We start from the raw sequence: 16,499 nt of genomic DNA, 5'->3' as shown, positions 1-16,499 counted from the left end.
CGCCGGACGATGTCGAAGACAGGCGTGGGCCGGCTGGAATGGGGGAGCCGATCCGCGTTGCCGCCAAGGCTCGTGCTGTCCAGGTGCCCATAACCATGTTGGCGTGAATGATCGAGTTCTCTGTTGTGGATTGGTCGGCCTGGGCACCGGGACTGACCACGAAATCGGATTGGCAGGCGTGGGCCCACGCACCGACGTTGCCCGAAGGCGACGACACGCCCGCGTTGCCGGAAGTGCCGGCCATGCAACGCCGCCGCATCGAGCGCTTGGGCCGCATGGCCATCCAGGCCGCGTGCTGGTGCGAACAGCCCGACGATGCCGGCCAGGTGCCGCTGGTGTTCGCGTCCCGGCATGGCGACGTGGCCCGTTCGATGGAACTGCTCGATACCCTGCGCCAGGATTCCCCGATGTCGCCCACCGGCTTCGGCCTGTCGGTGCATAACGCGGTGGCGGCGCTGTATTCGATCGCGCGCGGCCAGCGCGGCAACTACCTGGCCCTGGCCGGCGGCCGGGGCACGGTGGAGGCCGCCTGCGTGGAGGCCTTCGGGCTGCTCGCCGATGGCGCCCCGGAAGTGCGCGTGATCGCCTACGAATCGCCGCTGCCGGCGGTGTACGCCGGGTTCGCCGATGAGCCTGACCCCTTCTTCGCCTGGTGCTGGCGGCTGGCCCGCGCCGATGCGCCGGGCACCCGGCTGTCGCTGGGCTGGGGCCGGGGCGGGCAGGACAGCCCGCCCGGCGCGCTGCCGCACAGCCTGGACGCGCTGCGCTTCCTGCTGTCTGGCGAGCCGGCGCTGCAGTTCCAGGCCGATGGCCAGCAGTGGTCCTGGCAGCGCCATGGCTGAGCGCTGGCGCGCCCGCCTCGACCACGCCTGGCGCGTGGTCGGCACCGGCGTCAGTTTCGCCGCCTTCGGGATCGGCGGGCTGCTGCTGGGTGGGCTGCTGTTTCCGCTGCTGCTGCTGGTCCGTCACACGGCCCGGCGGCGCACCCTGGCGCGCCGGCTGGTCCAATTCAGTTTCGCCAGCCATGTCGCGCTGATGCGCTGGCTGGGGGTGATGACGTACGAGATCCGGGGCGCGGAACGCCTGCAGCGCAACGGTCTGCTGATCCTGGCCAACCATCCCACCCTGATCGACGTGGTGCTGCTGATCGCCCAGCTGCCCAACGCCGATTGCGTCGTGAAGCAGGCTGTCGCCTGCAACCCCTTCATGCGCGGCCCGGTCCGCGCGGCCGGCTACGTGGCCAATAGCGACGGGGCGGGGCTGATCGATGACTGCATCGCCGCCGTCAAGGCCGGGGGCACCCTGGTGATCTTCCCGGAGGGCACCCGCACTGTCCCGGGACAGCCGCTGCGGCTGCAACGCGGCGCCGCCAACATTGCCGTGCGGGGCCGGCTGGACATTACCCCGGTCAGGATCACCTGCACCCCGCCTACCCTGACCAAGGGCCAGAAATGGTATCGTGTGCCATCACGGCGTTTTCACGTTCAGCTGGAAGTCGGGGAAGATCTCCCGATCGCCCCGTTCCTGACCGGGGCCGACGATACGCCCAGGGGGGATGCCTTGGCGGCCCGGCGCGTGACCGATCACCTTGCCCACTACTTTGACTTCGCTGGAGAACCAAGCCGTGCAGGCACTTGAGCACGAGATCAAGGAATTGATCATTTCATCGCTTTCATTGGAAGACATCACTCCGGACGACATCGACGCCGCCGCACCCCTGTTCGTGGAGGGGCTGGGCCTGGATTCGATCGACGCGCTTGAACTTGGTTTGGCCCTGCAGAAAAAGTACGGTGTCAGCCTGTCCGCCGACTCGGAAGAGACCCGTCGCCATTTTTCCAGCGTGCGTGCCCTTGGCGAGTTTGTCGCCGCACGCCAGCAGTCTTAACGGCGTCTCAGGATTTGCCATGACCAAGAACGAACTTTTCGATCGCATCGTCAAGATCCTCAAGGACAGCTTTGAGATCGAACCGGTGCGCATCACGCCCCAGGCCCGCCTGTACGACGACCTGGACATCGACAGCATCGATGCCGTGGACCTGATCGTGCAGCTCAAGCCGCTGCTCGGCCGCAACCTGCAGCCGGAAGCCTTCAAGGCGGTCCGCACCGTGCAGGACATCGTCGATGTGGTGCATGGGCTGCTGCCCGGGCAAGCGGCCGCCTGACGGCCGCCGCTGAAGATCGACCATGGTCCGGGTACGCGTCGCGGCGTTTGCAGTGCTGTCGCTGGCGTACCCGCTGGTGGTGTATCTCTCGCTGGGACGCTTCGAGCCGCGCTGGATGGCCCTGCTGCTGTTCGCCTTGGCCGCGCTGCGCGCACTGACCACCCGCCAGCCGGTGTGGTGGGCCGCCGCGATCGGCGCCGGCGTGCTGGCCCTGCTGGCCACCGCGTTCAACCAGGCGCTGCCGTTGAAGCTGTACCCGGCGCTGGTCAATGCGGTGATGCTGGTGATCTTTGCCACCAGCCTGCGTTTCCCGCCCAGCGCGGTGGAGCGGCTGGCGCGCTTGACCGAGCCGGAACTGCCGCCGTTCGCCGTGGTCTATACCCGCCGTGTCACCCAGGTGTGGTGCGGCTTTTTTGTTCTCAACGGGGGCCTGGCCCTGCTCACGGCGTTCTGGGCCTCCAACCAGGTCTGGGCGCTCTACAACGGATTGTTGGCGTACGTGATGATGGGTGTCCTGTTTGGTGGTGAATGGCTGGTGCGGCGGCGGGTGAAGGCGGCACACGCGCATGGCTGAGTGGATCGCGCTGGACCGGTTGGCGCAGCTGCCCCGGGCCGAACGCATTGTCGGCATCGATGCAGCGGGCAGTGCCGTGGCGCACCCGCAGTTCCGCACCCGGGTCATCGGCTGGCAGCAGGCGTTCGCCGCCGCGCCTGGCCGCGACTGGGCGCTCTATTTCGACGACACCCTGGATTTCGCCGCCGCGCTTTTTGGTGCCTGGCATGCCGGCAAGCGGGTGTTCCTGGGCGGCGACAACCTGCCGGCCACCCTGGACGGGCTGGCCCCGCGCGTGGCCGGCTTCGCCGGTGACGTGCCGGCGCATTTCGCGCCGCTGCAGCCGCGCGACGCCGCCGACCCTCAGGCCGAGCTGGCCGTGCTGGACGAAGACGCGCTGGAACTGGTGGTGTTCACCTCCGGCAGCACCGGCGCGCCCAGCGCGATCAGCAAGCGCATGCGCCAGCTGACCCGCGAGGTGGATGCGCTGCAGGCCGCGTTCGGTGCGCAGCTCGATGGCGCGCAGGTACACGGCACGGTCTCGCACCAGCACATCTACGGCCTGCTGTTCCGGGTGCTGTGGCCATTGGCGGCGGGTCGCTCGATCCAGCCGCGCCGCTTCTTCCATGAAGACCTGGTCAGCGCTCTGGCGCACCAGCCCTCGGTGCTGGTCGCCACCCCGGCCCATCTCAAGCGCCTGCCCGAACAGCTGGACTGGTCATCGCTGAGCGGCCAGCTGCGCGCGGTGTTTTCCTCTGGCGGCCCGCTGCCCAGCGAGGCCGCGCTGCAGGCCCGCGCGCTGCTCGGCGTGGCACCCACCGAAGTGTTCGGCAGCAGCGAAACCGGTGGCATCGCCTGGCGCCAATGGAGCGCCGAACAGCCGCAGTGGCACCCGCTGCCGGGCGTGTCCTGGCGGATCGAGGAAGGCTGCCTGGCCGTGTCCTCGCCGCACCTGGTCGACGACGGCTGGTGGCAGACCCAGGACCGCGTGGAGGCCGATGCCGGGCGCAGCTTCCGCCTGCTCGGGCGCGCCGACCGCATCGTCAAGATCGAAGAACGCCGGGTCTCGCTCGACGCGTTGGAACAGCAGCTGCGCGCGCACCCGCAGGTACAGGACGTGCGCGTGCTGGTGCTGCAGGGCGCGCGCGAACAGCTTGCCGCCGTGGTGGTGCCGCACAACGGTGGCGTGGCGCAGTGGACCGATGCACAGCGCCGCCAGCTGTCGCAGGCGCTGGGTGCGCACCTGGCCCACAGCCATGATGCGGTGACCCGCCCGCGGCGCTGGCGCTTCATCGACGAACTGCCGTACAACGCGCAGGGCAAGATCACCGCCGCCGCGCTGGAAGCGTTGTTCCGGCCACTGCTGCCGGTGGCACAGTGGCAGCAGCGCGCCGCCGACGCGGCCGTGCTGGTGCTCCCGCTCGAACCGGACCTGGTCGCCTTCGATGGCCACTTCCCGCAGGCGAAGATCCTGCCCGGGGTGGTCCAGCTGGACTGGGCGATCCATTACGCGCGCGAAGCCTTCGCCATGCCGCCGCGTTTCGAGCGGATGGACGCCCTGAAGTTCCAGCACGTGGCGCGGCCGGGTGACCGCCTGCAGCTGACGTTGGGCTGGGATGCGCTGAAATCGGTGCTGAGCTTCCGCTATGTCTCCGACCACGGCGTGCATGCCAGCGGGCGGGTGGTGTTCGGCGATGCTTGAGCCGCTGGTGGTGATTCCCGTCTACGACCACGAACACGCCATCGGCGCGGTGGTGCGGGGCGTGCGCGCCAGTGGCCTGCCGTGCCTGCTGGTGGATGATGGCTCGCACCCGGCCTGCGCGCAGGTGCTGCAGGCGTTGGCGCAGGCACACCCGGACCAGGTCAGCCTGCTGCGCCTGGCGGCGAACCAGGGCAAGGGCGGCGCGATGCTGGCCGGCTTCGCTGAGGCGGCGCGGCGTGGTCATACCCACGTGCTGCAGATCGATGCCGACGGCCAGCACGACCCGGCCGATATTCCGCGCTTCGTGAGCTTGGCCACGCAGCACCCGCAGGCGGTGATCTGCGGCATTCCGGTCTACGACGACAGCGTGCCCAAGGCACGCCTGTACGGGCGCTATGCCACCCATATCTGGGTCTGGATCAATACGCTGTCGCTGCAGATCCGCGATTCAATGTGCGGCTTCCGGCTGTATCCGCTGGCCCCGGTCACCCGCCTGGTGGGCGAGGAAACCATCGGCCGGCGCATGGATTTCGACAGCGAGATCCTGGTGCGGCTGTTCTGGCGTGGCGTGCAGGTGATCAGCCTGCCCACCCGGGTGACCTATCCCAGCGATGGCGTGTCGCACTTCGATGTGTGGCGCGACAACGTGCGCATCAGCCGCATGCACACCCGCCTTTTCTTCGGCATGCTGCGGCGCGCCCCGCGCCTGCTGTGGCGCCGCGTCGCAGGAACCGGGGCGGCATGAACGCACCGGCACCGGCCAACGCCCCGCACTGGGCCGACCTGGGCGAGACCACCTCGGCCGCCGGGGTGCTGTTCCTGTGCTGGGTGCACCGCTGGTTCGGACGCTGGCCGTTCCGCCTGTGCGTATACCCGGTGGTGCTGTGCCATTGGTTGAGCAACGGCGTGGCGCGCCGCGCCTCGCTGCAGTACCTGCAGCGGCTGCAGGCGCACACCGGGGTGCTCGGCGGTACGCCGGGGCGCTGGACCAGCCTGAAACACTTCGCGCTGTTCGCCGACACGCTGCTGGACAAGCTGCTCGGCCTGGGCGGGCGCTACCCGCCCGAGCGCATCCAGCTGCAGCGCGACCTGATGCTGGAAAAGATCGCACGCCGCGAAGGCGGGCTGATCCTCACCGCGCACATCGGCTGCCTGGAACTGTGCCAGGTGCTGGCCGAGCAGGTGCCCGGCTTCCACATCACCGTGCTGGTGCACACCGCGCATGCGCAGCGCTTCAACCGGCTCATGCAGCGGCTGGATCCGCTGGCCTCGGTCGAACTGATGCAGGTCACCGACATGGGCCCGGCCACCGCCGTGGAGCTGCAGCGCCGCGTGCAGGCCGGCGGATTCGTGGCCATCGTCGGCGACCGCGTGCCGCTGCGCGGCGGGCGCACCGTGCCGGCACCGTTCCTGGGCCATACCGCGCAGTTTCCGATCGGCGCCTATGTACTCGCCTCGGCGCTGGCCTGCCCCGTGTACACCATGGCCTGCCTGCACGAAGGCAAGGGCTACCGCGTGCGCTTCGAGCACTTCAGCGACCGCATCACCCTGCCGCGCGGCTCGCGCGATGCCGCGCTGACCGCGCAGGCCGAACATTTCGCCCGGTGGCTGGAACTCCAGGTCACCGAAGCCCCCTTGGACTGGTTCAACTTCTTCCCCTTCTGGGATCAGGCATCTCATGGCACGTAATGCAGGCTCCACCCCGGCCCGGACGCTCCGCTTCGGCGATGCGCCGCTGACCATTGAAGACGTGGTCGCGCTGTCGCAGCGCCAGGCCGACGCCGTGGTCAGCGACGACCCGGCATTCACCGCGCGCATCCAGCGCGGCGCCGATTTCCTCGATCGCCTGCTGCGCGAGGACGGGGTGATCTACGGCGTGACCACTGGCTACGGCGATTCGTGCACGGTCAACATTCCACCGGCACTGGTGGCCGAACTGCCGCACCATCTGTTCACCTACCACGGCTGTGGCCTGGGCCGCTTCCTGGACGAACAGGAGACCCGTGCGGTCATCGCCGCGCGCCTGGCCTCGCTGGTGCGTGGCATGTCGGGCGTGAGCCATCCGCTGCTGCAGGGCCTGGCCACGCTGCTGCGCCACGACGTGCTGCCGCTGATTCCGGCCGAAGGATCGGTCGGCGCCAGTGGCGACCTCACTCCGCTGTCCTACGTGGCCGCCGTGCTCTGCGGCGAACGCGAAGTGATGTACCAGGGCGCACGCCGCCCGGCCGCCGAGGTGCTGGCCGAGATCGGCATGGCCCCGCTGCGGCTGCGGCCGAAGGAAGGCCTGGCGATCATGAACGGGACCGCGGTGATGACCGCGCTGGCCTGCCTGGCCTACGACCGCGCCGATTACCTGACCAGGCTGGCGACCCGCTTGACCGCCTTCAACGTGCTGGCCAGCGACGGCAACGCACACCATTTCGATGAAATGCTGTTCGCCGCCAAGCCACATCCGGGCCAGATGCAGATCGCCGCGCGCCTGCGCGACGACCTGCACAGCGACCGCCCGCCCCGCAACGAGCAGCGCCTGCAGGATCGCTACTCGCTGCGCTGCGCCCCGCACGTGATCGGCGTGGTCCAGGATGCGCTGCCGTTCCTGCGCCAGTTCATCGAAACCGAACTCAACAGCGCCAACGACAACCCGCTGATCGACGCCGATGGCGAGCGCATCCTGCACGGCGGCCATTTCTACGGTGGCCACATCGCCTTCGCCATGGATGCGCTGAAGAACACCATCGCCAACCTGGCCGACCTGCTCGACCGCCAGCTCGCTCTGGTGGTGGACGCGCGCTTCAACCATGGCCTGCCGGCCAACCTGTCGGCTTCCACCGGTGAGCGTGCGGCGATCAACCACGGCCTGAAGGCGCTGCAGATCAGTGTCTCGGCGTGGACCGCCGAAGCGCTCAAGCAGACCATGCCGGCCTCGGTGTTCTCGCGTTCCACCGAATGCCACAACCAGGACAAGGTCAGCATGGGCACCATCGCCGCGCGCGACTGCCTGCGCGTGATCGAGCTGACCGAACAGGTGGTGGCCGGCATGCTGATCGCCGCGCGCCAGGGCGTGGCCCTGCGCGAGCGGGTCGGCATGAACGCCACCCTGCACGGCGACCTGGCCGGCATGTACCAGGACCTGTGCGGACGCATCGCGCTGGTGGAAGAAGACCGCGCCCTGGACGGCGAGCTGCGCAGCCTGCTCGACGATATCCGTGGCCAGCGCTGGAGCCTGTATGACCGTCCCTGACCTGAGCTTCGAGGTCGCGCTGTCGCCGACCTTCCACGACTGCGATCCGATGCACGTGGTGTGGCACGGCAACTACTTCAAGTACTTCGAAGTGGCGCGCTGCGCGCTGCTGCAACGCTATGACTACGACTACCCGCAGATGCGCGATTCCGGCTACATCTGGCCGGTGGTCGACGCGCGGGTGAAGTACATCCGCCCGCTGCTGTACGGCCAGGCGCTGCGCGTGCGCGCCACCATCACCGAGTGGGAAAACCGCCTGAAGATCGCCTACGAGATCTTCGACGCCGACAGCGGCCAGGTGCTCACCCGCGCCCACACCATCCAGGTCGCGGTCGACGCGGCCACCAACGAAATGCTGTACCTGTGCCCGTCGGTGCTCTGGGAACGGCTGGGAGTACAGGTGCCATGATCCGTTTCCTGCGCACGCTGGGCGTGCTGGTGCTGCTGGCCGTGGCCAGCCCCGTGCTCGCCGCGCCGGCCGCCAGCGTGGACCTGGTCAAGCAGCGCGTGGCCAAGGTCAACGTGCTGCGCGGCGAATTCAGCCAGGACAAGCAGGTTTCCGGCTTCAAGAATCCGCTGCGCTCCCAGGGCCGCTTCGTGCTGGCCCAGGACCGTGGCGTGATCTGGACCACGCTCAAGCCGTTCCCCTCCGAAGTGGTGGTCACCCGCGACCGCATCCTCAGCCGCCAGCGCGATGGCAGCAGCCGGGTTGAACTGGATGGCCGCCAGCAGCCGGCGATGCGCTCGGTCAACGCGATCATGTTCGCGCTGATGAGCGGCGATGCGCAGGCGCTGTCCGCGCAGTTCACGGTGAAGGTCGACGCGCTGCCCGACAACGGCTGGCGCATGCACCTTACCCCGCGCTCGCCGATGCTGGCCAAGGTGTTCAGCGCGCTCGAACTGAGCGGCGACCGTTACGTGCGCGAGGTGCAGATCACCGAAGCGAACCAGGATGTCACCCGCATCCACTTCACCGCCCTGGGCGAAACCCCGGCGCAGCTCAGCGCCGACGAGGACCGCCGGTTTGAATGAGTCGTTGAATTCGGCCTGGCGCGAGAACGGCCGGCTGCAGCGCGCATGGCGCTGGCTGGCGGTGGCGTGGCTGCTGGTGCTGGTCGGGCTGGGCGTGCAGCAGTGGCAGCTGTGGTCGAAGGAATCGCGGATCGACACCGACATCCTGGCGCTGCTGCCGCAGGATGCGCACGACCGCCTGCTGTCCGATGTAACCCGGCGCATCGCCGATGCGAATGCGCGGCAGATCGTGGTGCTGCTCGGCAGCGCCGACGGCGCGGCCACCAAGGCCGCCGAACAGGCTTTCCGCCAGCGCCTGCGCGACGATCCGCAGGGCAAGGCGTTGTTGCAGGAAAGCGGCTCCATCGAAGGCTGGTTCGACCAGGCGCGCGCGTTCTACGCGCCGTACCGCGACCGCCTGCTGACCGGGCAGCAGCGCCAGCGCCTGCAGGATGAGTCCGCCGAAAGCCTGTCCGAATCCGCGCTGGCCGCGTTGTACGGCCCGATGGGCGCGCCGCGCCTGACCGAATGGCGGCAGGACCCGCTGTCGCTGTGGCCGCAGTGGTGGCAGGAGCGGGCGGCCGCCTCCGGCCTGCGCATGGGCGACGACGGCCTGCTCGACGCCGATGGCAAGCACTGGTCGGTCATCCAGTACGAAACGCTGGGTTCCGCGTTCCAGCTCGATGGTGAGCGCCATATCGACCTGCTGCTCGATGCCGCCACCGCCGCTGCGGCCAAGCATGCGCCCGGCCTGGAAGTACTGCGCGCCGGGGTGCCGCTGCACGCCGAAGCCGCTGCGGTGCAGGCCAACTGGGAAATCAACACCATCGGCTGGGGTTCGCTGGCGGCGGTGCTGCTGCTGGTGTGGCTTGCGTTCCGTTCGCTGCGCCCGATCCTGCTGGTGGCCGCCTCGCTGCTGATCGGCTGCGGCGTGGCGCTGGCGGTGACCGTGCTGGTGTTCGGCAAGGTGCACGTGCTGACCCTGGTGTTCGGCGCCTCGCTGGTCGGCGTCGCCGAGGATTACGGCATCCACTGGTTCGCCTCACGCCAGGCCGAGCCGGCTGACCGCCGCTGGAAACTGCTGCGGCACCTGCTGCCCGGCCTGTGGCTGGCCCTGGTGACCAGCGCGCTGGCCTACCTCGCGCTGGGCCTGGCGCCGTTCCCCGGCCTGCGCCAGATGGCGCTGTTCTCCGTAGTGGGCCTGGCCGGTGCGTTCCTGACCGTGATCTTCTGGTTCCCGTGGCTGGATGGCGGCGAAATCCGCAGTACCCGCTTCGCGCGCTGGCTGGGCGCCACGCTGGAGCGCTGGCCGCGCCTGCACGGGCGCCGCCCGGTCGGGTTGTTCCTGGGTGCGGTGGTGGTGCTGTCGGGCCTTGGCATGCTGCGCTTGACCGCGGACGACAACCTGCGCAGTCTGCAGTCCTCGCCGATGTCGCTGATCAACCAGCAGATCCGCATCAGCCAGATGCTGGGCATGCCCAGCCCTGCGCAGTTCTACCTGGTGCAGGGCGACACCGCCGAACAGGTGCTGGAACGCGAAGAAGCGCTGATCGAGCGCCTGCGCGTGCTCTCGGCCAACAAGCAGATCGGCGGCTACCGCGCGATCAGCGAGTGGCTGCCGTCGGTACAGCGCCAGCATGCCGATGCCGCGCTGACCGCGCGGGTCGAGCCGCAGGTACTGGCTGCCGTCAGCGACACCGTCGGCGAAACCCTGCAGCGCCCGGACTACGCGGCACACGACCTGCAGGCAGAAGCGTTCCTGGCGTCGCCCGCCGCCATGCCGTTCCGCCACTTGTGGCTGGGCGAAGTGGGCAAGGGCATGGCATCGGTGGTGATGGTCGATGACCTCTCCCGCGCCGATGCGCTGACGCTGCTGGAAGCGCAGGCCAAGGGTATCGACGGCGTGCGCTGGGTCGACCGCACCGCCGATTTTTCCGCGCTGCTCAAGCACTACCGCAAGCTGATGAGCGCGCTGCTGCTGGTGGGCATCGTGCTGGTGTTCGCGGTGCTGTACTGGCGCTACCGCGCGCAGGCATGGCGCGTGTTCGCTCCCACGCTGGCGGCCGGCGCGCTCACCCTGGGCCTGCTGGGCCTGTTCGGGCAGCCGCTGCAGCTGTTCAATGTATTGGCGTTGATGCTGCTGCTCGGCATGGGCATCGATTACGGCATCTTCCTGATCGAACACCGCGGCGATGCCAGCGCCTGGCTGGCGGTCTGCGTCGGCGCGGCCAGCACCTGGCTGTCGTTCGGCCTGTTGGGCCTGTCGGCCACGCCGGCGCTGCGCGCGTTCGGTCTCACACTGCTGTTCGGCATCGGCCTGGTCTGGTTGATCTCGCCGCTGTTCCGCCCGCCACCGCACGACGCACCGCACTGAGCGCCCGCGCCGGACTCCCCCTACTTCTTGATCAAGGATGCATCGATGACCGCAGCACTGGAAACAACTGAAATCCTGGTGATCGGCGCCGGCCCTGCCGGCTCCGTGGCCGCCGCCATGCTGCGCCAGCAGGGCCGCCAGGTGCTGATGCTGGAGCGCCAGCAGTTCCCGCGCTTCTCCATCGGCGAGAGCCTGCTGCCGCAGAGCATGGAGTACATCGAAGCGGCCGGCCTGCTGCAGGACGTGGTCGAAGCCGGCTTCCAGTACAAGAACGGCGCGGCCTTCGTGCGCGGCGAGCGCACCACCGAGTTCGACTTCCGCGACAAGTTCTCGCCGGGCTGGGGCACCACCTACCAGGTGCAGCGCGCCAATTTCGACGACGTGCTGGCGCGCGGTGCCGAGCGCATGGGAACCACCCTGCGCTTCGGCGACGAAGTGCTGTCGGTCGAGCCCGGCAGCCCGGCGCGCGTGCAGGTGCGCCGCCCGGATGGCAGCGAGTACACCATCGAAGCTGGCTTCATTCTCGATGCCAGCGGCTTCGCGCGCCTGCTGCCGCGCCTGCTCAACCTGGAATCACCGTCGAACTTCCCGGTGCGCGGCGCGATCTTCTGCCACGTGCGCGACCACATTCCGGCCGATGCCGGTTTCGACCGCAACAAGATCCTGATCACCACCCATCCCGAACACGTGGACGTGTGGTACTGGACCATCCCGTTCTCCAACGGCTGCTGTTCGCTGGGCGTGGTGGCCGAGCCGAGCTTCTTCGAGAAGTACGACGGCACCGACCTGGAGAAGCTGCAGGCCATCGTCGGCGAAGACCCGAACCTGACCCGCCTGCTGAAGAACGCCGAATGGGCGGTGCTGCCGGTGCGCACCATCACCGGCTATTCGGCCAACGTCAGCTCGCTGTGGGGCGAGGGCTACGCGCTGCTGGGCAACGCCGGCGAGTTCCTCGACCCGGTGTTCTCCTCCGGCGTGACCATCGCCTTCAAGTCCGCGCAGCTGGCCAGCGACTGCCTGGCGCGCCGGCATGCCGGTGAGCAGGTGGACTGGGAGCGCGAATTCGCCATTCCGCTGCGCGCCGGGGTGAAGACCTTCCGCCGTTTCGTCGAGGCCTGGTACGCCGGTGGCTTCCAGAAGATCATCTACCACCCCGACCCGCAGCCGGATGTGCGCCGCATGATCTCCGCGATCCTGGCCGGCTACGCGTGGGACACCAACAATCCGTACGTGGCCGATGACACCGGCCGCCGCCTGCGGGTGCTGGAGGAACTGTGCACCGGCTGATCCTGACGTTGCTGTTGAGCGTGTTGCTGGCGGCCTGCGCCAGCACCCGCATGCCCGCTCCCCTGGTGCAGCTGCCGACCCTGCAGCTGGCGCCCTCGGCGCTGGCCGAACCGCTGCAGCTGCAGCAGCGCCTGCAGTTCCGCTTCGGCAGCCACGAGCGCGAGCTGGATGCGCTGCTCGAGGCCGATGGCGAGCAGGTGCGGTTGGCGGTGCAGGCGATGGGCCAGACCGGCGTGCGCATGGTCTGGGACGGGCACACCCTGGAACAGACCCGCGCCCCGTGGCTGCCGCCGCAGGTTCGTGGCGAACGCGTGCTGGATGACCTTCAGTTCGCGCTGTGGCCGGCCGATGCCATCCGGGCGAAGCTTCCCGCGGGATGGAGCCTGGTCGAGGCCGACGGAGGCCGCCGCCTGGAGCAGGGTGGCAAGGCGTGGCTGGTACTGGAACCGCTCGACGGCGGCCGCCTGCGCCTGCGCAACCTGGCCGAAGGCTATGACCTGGTGATTGAATCGTTGGACATGGGACAGGCACGACAGTGAGCAGTACCGCGGTTTATCTGAACGAACTGGGCGTGGTCTGCGCACTGGGCAGCGGGCGCGCGCAGGTGCGCGACGCGCTGTTTGCCGACCAGCCCGGGGGCCTGCGCGGCAACGACACCCTGATCGCCGGCCGCACCCTGGCGCTGGGCGAAGTGAGCGGGCCGCTGCCGGACCTGTCGTCGTTGCCGGTGGCGCTGCGCGGACGCAACAACGCGCTGCTGGAAACCGCGCTGCTGCAGATCCGCCCGGCGGTGGAAGCGGCGATCGCGCGCTTCGGCGCCGAGCGCGTCGCAGTGATCATCGGCACCAGCACCTCGGGCATCGGCGAATCCGAAGGCGCGCTGCGCCTGCAGGCCGACGAAGGCCGTTGGCCGGACGGTTTCGACTACGCGCAGCAGGAAATGGGCACCTCGGCGCGCTTCGTGCGCGAGCGGATCGGCAGCGATGGCCCGGCCTGGACCATTTCCACCGCCTGCTCGTCCAGCGCCAAGGCGCTGATGTCCGCCGCGCGCCTGCTGCGTTCGGGAGTGGTCGACGCGGTGGTGGCCGGTGGCGCCGATTCGCTGTGCCGCTTCACCGTGGCCGGCTTCTGCGCGCTCGAATCGGTGTCGGCCGCGCGCTGCAACCCGTTCTCGCGCCACCGCAACGGCATCAACATCGGCGAGGGCGCCGCGCTGTTCCTGATGACCCGCGAGCCGGGACCAGTGCGCCTGTCCGGCTGGGGCGAATCCTCCGACGCGCACCACATGTCCGCGCCGGACCCGCAGGCGCGCGGCGCCATCGAGGCCATCCAGCAGGCGCTGGACCGCGCCGGCCTGGCCCCCGACCAGATTGATTACGTCAACCTGCACGGCACCGCCACCGGCCACAACGACGCCATGGAAAGCCTGGCCGTGGCCAGCGTGCTGGGCACGCAGGTGCCTGCCAGCTCGACCAAGCCGCTGACCGGGCACACCCTGGGCGCCTCGGGTGCGATCGAAGCGGCGCTGTGCTGGATGACCTTGGCCGACAACCCGGACCAGCGCCTGCCCACGCACTGGTGGGACGGGCAGGGCGACGAGGCGCTGCCGGCGCTGGCCCTGGTGGCGCCTGGCACGCGCGCGGCGCAGCCGCTGCAGCATGTGCTCAGCCATTCGTTCGCCTTCGGCGGCAGCAATGCCGTGCTGGCGCTGGCGCGGGGATGAGCATGCAGTTGCCGACCGATATCGAAAGCGTGCTGCCGCATCGCGACAGCCTGCGGCTGATCGACCGGGTCATCGAATGGCAGCCGGAATCCATCGTGGTGGAAGTGGACGTGCCCACGCACGGCCTGTTCTCCACCCCTGCCGGGGTGCCCGCCTGGGTGGGCGTCGAGTACATGGCACAGGCGATTGCGGCCTGGGCCGGCTGCCGCGCGCGCGCCGAAGGGCGCGAGCCGTCGATCGGGTTCCTGCTCGGCACCCGCCGCTATACCGCCCACCAACCGGCCTTCACGCCGGGCAGCTGCCTGCGGGTGGAGGCACACTGCGAGCTGATGGGCGAAAATGGACTGGGCATGTTCGCCTGCCGGATCCTGGCAGGGGATGTTGAATTGGCGGTCGCCAACGTATCGGTGTTCGAACCACGCGATGCGATGGCTTATCTGGAGAGTGGAGAGGCATGACAGGGAATCTCACCGTGCTGGTGACCGGCGCCAGCCGGGGCATCGGCCGCGCCGTGGCGCTGCGGATCGCGCGCGATGGCTTCGACGTAGTGGTGCATTGCCGCAGCAGGATCGACGAAGCGCAGCAGGTGGTCGCGGAGATCCAGGCACTGGGCCGCCAGGCCCGCGTGCTGGTGTTCGACGTGTCCGACCGCGAGGCCGCCCGCACCGCGCTGGAGGCCGATGTCGAGGCGCACGGCGCCTACTACGGCGTGGTCTGCAACGCCGGCATCGCCCGTGACGGCGCCTTCCCGGCCATGCCCGCCGAGGACTGGGACGCGGTGGTGCACACCAACCTGGACAGCTTCTACAACGTGCTGCACCCGCTGGTGATGCCGATGGTGCGGCGGCGCAAGCCCGGCCGCATCGTCACCCTGTCTTCGGTGTCGGGGCTGGTCGGCAACCGCGGGCAGACCAACTACAGCGCGGCCAAGGCCGGCATCATCGGCGCCACCAAGGCGCTGGCGCTGGAACTGGCCAGCCGCGCGATCACCGTCAACTGCGTGGCACCGGGCCTGATCGAGACCGAGATGGTCAACGAAGAAGTGCTTGAGCACGCCCTGAAACTCATTCCCGCCGGGCGCATGGGCCAGCCGGACGAAGTCGCGCACGCGGTCTCGTTCCTGCTCTCTGAATCGGCCGGCTACATCACCCGCCAGGTGATCTCGGTCAACGGAGGGATGGTCTGATGAGCCGACCCGATCGTCGCGTCGTGGTGACCGGTGCCGCCGCCATCAGCCCGCTGGGCCACGACTGGCCGAGCATCCGCGCGCGCCTGCATGCCCAGGAAAACGCGGTGCGCTACATCCCCGGCTGGGAAGTGTTCGACGGCCTCAACACGCGCCTGGCTGCACCGGCCGAAGACTACGAGCTGCCCTCGAACTACAACCGCAAGACCACCCGCAGCATGGGCAAGGTGGCGGTGATGTCGGTGCGCGCTACCGAACTGGCGCTGGAAGCGGCCGGCCTGCTCGGCCATCCGGTGCTGCGCAGCGGCCTGGCCGGGGTGGCCTACGGGTCGTCGTCGGGCAGCCATGAAGCCACTGCCGAATTCGGCCGCATGCTCCACGAGCACACCACCGAAGGCATCAGCGCCACCACCTACCTGAAGATGATGAGCCACACCTCGCCGGTGAACATCGGCGTGTTTTTCGGCTTGTCCGGTCGCGTGTACACCACCTCCAGCGCCTGCACCTCCGGCAGCCAGGGCGTGGGGTCCGGTTACGAGGCGATCCGCAGCGGCAAGCAGACGGTGATGGTCACCGGCGGCGCCGAACAGCTCGACGCCACCGCCGCGGCGGTGTTCGACACCCTGTTCGCCACCAGCGTGCGCAACGATGCGCCGAAGACCACCCCCAGCCCGTTTGATGCCCACCGCGACGGCCTGGTGCTGGGCGAGGGCGCCGGCACCCTGATCCTGGAAGAGCTGGAACACGCGCAGGCGCGCGGCGCCACCATCCTGGCCGAAGTGGTCGGCTACGGCACCAACAGCGACGGCCAGCACGTCACCCAGCCCACCGCCGACACCATGGCCCAGGCCATGCGCCTGGCGCTGGAGGACGCGGGGCTGGAACCGGGCCAGATCGGCTACGTCAACGCACATGGCACCGCCACCGAACACGGCGACATCGCCGAAACCCAGGCCACCGCCCAGGTGTTCGGCGCAGGCATGCCGATCAGCTCGCTGAAGAGCTATGTCGGCCACATGCTCGGCGCGTGCGGCGCGTTCGAGGCCTGGGTGACCATCGAAATGATGCGCGAAGGCTGGTTCGCCCCGACCCTGAACCTGCACGAGGTCGACCCGCGCTGCGGCGCGCTCGATTTCATCCGCGGCGAAGGCCGGCAGATGCAGCCCGAGTACGTGATGAGCAACAACTTCGCCTTCGGCGGCATCAACACCTCGTTGATCTTCCGCCGCTGGCAGGACTGACTTTCCCCCGAGCAACACC

At 69.1% G+C, this 16,499-nt stretch carries 18 protein-coding genes; all 18 read left to right on the top strand.

Annotation, left to right across the window (positions count from 1 at the left end):
- Positions 1-107: 107 nt before the first annotated feature.
- From V9K91_RS04195 to V9K91_RS04110, 18 genes are read left to right on the top strand one after another with little or no spacing between them, the layout of a single operon-like run.
- Complete coding sequence (locus V9K91_RS04195) at positions 108-842, top strand: beta-ketoacyl synthase chain length factor (RefSeq protein ID WP_336442751.1); 735 nt, start codon at positions 108-110, stop codon at positions 840-842.
- Positions 835-1,638 (top strand): lysophospholipid acyltransferase family protein, encoded by an 804-nt coding sequence (locus V9K91_RS04190; protein WP_336442750.1) that lies wholly within the window; start codon positions 835-837, stop codon positions 1,636-1,638. The genes V9K91_RS04195 and V9K91_RS04190 overlap by 8 nt, the downstream gene beginning before the upstream one ends.
- Entirely contained in the window at positions 1,625-1,885 is a 261-nt protein-coding gene (locus V9K91_RS04185) for a phosphopantetheine-binding protein (RefSeq protein WP_068854459.1), read from the top strand. The genes V9K91_RS04190 and V9K91_RS04185 overlap by 14 nt, the downstream gene beginning before the upstream one ends.
- A 19-nt stretch (positions 1,886-1,904) precedes the next feature.
- Positions 1,905-2,162 carry an acyl carrier protein gene (locus V9K91_RS04180; RefSeq protein WP_068854458.1) on the top strand — a complete coding sequence of 86 codons (258 nt, stop codon included), beginning with the start codon at positions 1,905-1,907 and terminating at the stop codon, positions 2,160-2,162.
- 22 nt (positions 2,163-2,184) lie between these two features.
- Positions 2,185-2,736, top strand: coding sequence for a hypothetical protein (locus V9K91_RS04175; RefSeq protein WP_210131347.1), 552 nt, complete (start codon positions 2,185-2,187; stop codon positions 2,734-2,736).
- Positions 2,729-4,417 (top strand): AMP-binding protein, encoded by a 1,689-nt coding sequence (locus V9K91_RS04170; protein WP_336442749.1) that lies wholly within the window; start codon positions 2,729-2,731, stop codon positions 4,415-4,417. The genes V9K91_RS04175 and V9K91_RS04170 overlap by 8 nt, the downstream gene beginning before the upstream one ends.
- On the top strand, positions 4,410-5,162 hold the full coding sequence (locus tag V9K91_RS04165) for a glycosyltransferase family 2 protein (RefSeq protein ID WP_336442748.1): 753 nt from the start codon (positions 4,410-4,412) through the stop codon (positions 5,160-5,162). The genes V9K91_RS04170 and V9K91_RS04165 overlap by 8 nt, the downstream gene beginning before the upstream one ends.
- Positions 5,159-6,106 (top strand): acyltransferase, encoded by a 948-nt coding sequence (locus V9K91_RS04160; RefSeq protein ID WP_249833326.1) that lies wholly within the window; start codon positions 5,159-5,161, stop codon positions 6,104-6,106. Before V9K91_RS04165 ends, V9K91_RS04160 begins: the two co-directional genes overlap by 4 nt.
- Positions 6,096-7,658, top strand: coding sequence for an aromatic amino acid ammonia-lyase (locus tag V9K91_RS04155; RefSeq protein ID WP_249833325.1), 1,563 nt, complete (start codon positions 6,096-6,098; stop codon positions 7,656-7,658). The genes V9K91_RS04160 and V9K91_RS04155 overlap by 11 nt, the downstream gene beginning before the upstream one ends.
- Positions 7,645-8,067, top strand: a complete 423-nt coding sequence (locus V9K91_RS04150; protein ID WP_210131343.1) for an acyl-CoA thioesterase — start codon at positions 7,645-7,647, stop codon at positions 8,065-8,067. The genes V9K91_RS04155 and V9K91_RS04150 overlap by 14 nt, the downstream gene beginning before the upstream one ends.
- On the top strand, positions 8,064-8,690 hold the full coding sequence (locus tag V9K91_RS04145) for an outer membrane lipoprotein carrier protein LolA (RefSeq protein WP_068854451.1): 627 nt from the start codon (positions 8,064-8,066) through the stop codon (positions 8,688-8,690). The genes V9K91_RS04150 and V9K91_RS04145 overlap by 4 nt, the downstream gene beginning before the upstream one ends.
- Positions 8,611-11,043, top strand: a complete 2,433-nt coding sequence (locus tag V9K91_RS04140) for an MMPL family transporter (RefSeq protein WP_306987269.1) — start codon at positions 8,611-8,613, stop codon at positions 11,041-11,043. Before V9K91_RS04145 ends, V9K91_RS04140 begins: the two co-directional genes overlap by 80 nt.
- Positions 11,044-11,088: 45 nt before the next feature.
- Positions 11,089-12,330 (top strand): NAD(P)/FAD-dependent oxidoreductase, encoded by a 1,242-nt coding sequence (locus V9K91_RS04135; protein ID WP_336442747.1) that lies wholly within the window; start codon positions 11,089-11,091, stop codon positions 12,328-12,330.
- Positions 12,318-12,869, top strand: a complete 552-nt coding sequence (locus tag V9K91_RS04130) for a DUF3261 domain-containing protein (protein ID WP_336442746.1) — start codon at positions 12,318-12,320, stop codon at positions 12,867-12,869. The genes V9K91_RS04135 and V9K91_RS04130 overlap by 13 nt, the downstream gene beginning before the upstream one ends.
- A complete protein-coding gene (locus tag V9K91_RS04125) occupies positions 12,866-14,053 on the top strand; it encodes a beta-ketoacyl-[acyl-carrier-protein] synthase family protein (protein ID WP_095363244.1) in 1,188 nt (395 codons plus the stop codon). The genes V9K91_RS04130 and V9K91_RS04125 overlap by 4 nt, the downstream gene beginning before the upstream one ends.
- Positions 14,050-14,511: a hotdog family protein gene (locus V9K91_RS04120; RefSeq protein ID WP_176472616.1), complete on the top strand. Its 462-nt coding sequence runs from the start codon at positions 14,050-14,052 to the stop codon at positions 14,509-14,511. Before V9K91_RS04125 ends, V9K91_RS04120 begins: the two co-directional genes overlap by 4 nt.
- A complete protein-coding gene (fabG, locus tag V9K91_RS04115) occupies positions 14,508-15,239 on the top strand; it encodes a 3-oxoacyl-ACP reductase FabG (RefSeq protein ID WP_095363242.1) in 732 nt (243 codons plus the stop codon). The genes V9K91_RS04120 and fabG overlap by 4 nt, the downstream gene beginning before the upstream one ends.
- Positions 15,239-16,480: a beta-ketoacyl-ACP synthase gene (locus V9K91_RS04110; RefSeq protein WP_095363241.1), complete on the top strand. Its 1,242-nt coding sequence runs from the start codon at positions 15,239-15,241 to the stop codon at positions 16,478-16,480. The genes fabG and V9K91_RS04110 overlap by 1 nt, the downstream gene beginning before the upstream one ends.
- Positions 16,481-16,499 lie beyond the last annotated feature (19 nt).

Origin of the sequence: Stenotrophomonas sp. CCNWLW57 (assembly GCF_037203925.1) — a bacterium.
GTDB lineage: Bacteria > Pseudomonadota > Gammaproteobacteria > Xanthomonadales > Xanthomonadaceae > Stenotrophomonas > Stenotrophomonas rhizophila_A.
This window is presented reverse-complemented; position numbering and strand designations above follow the sequence as displayed.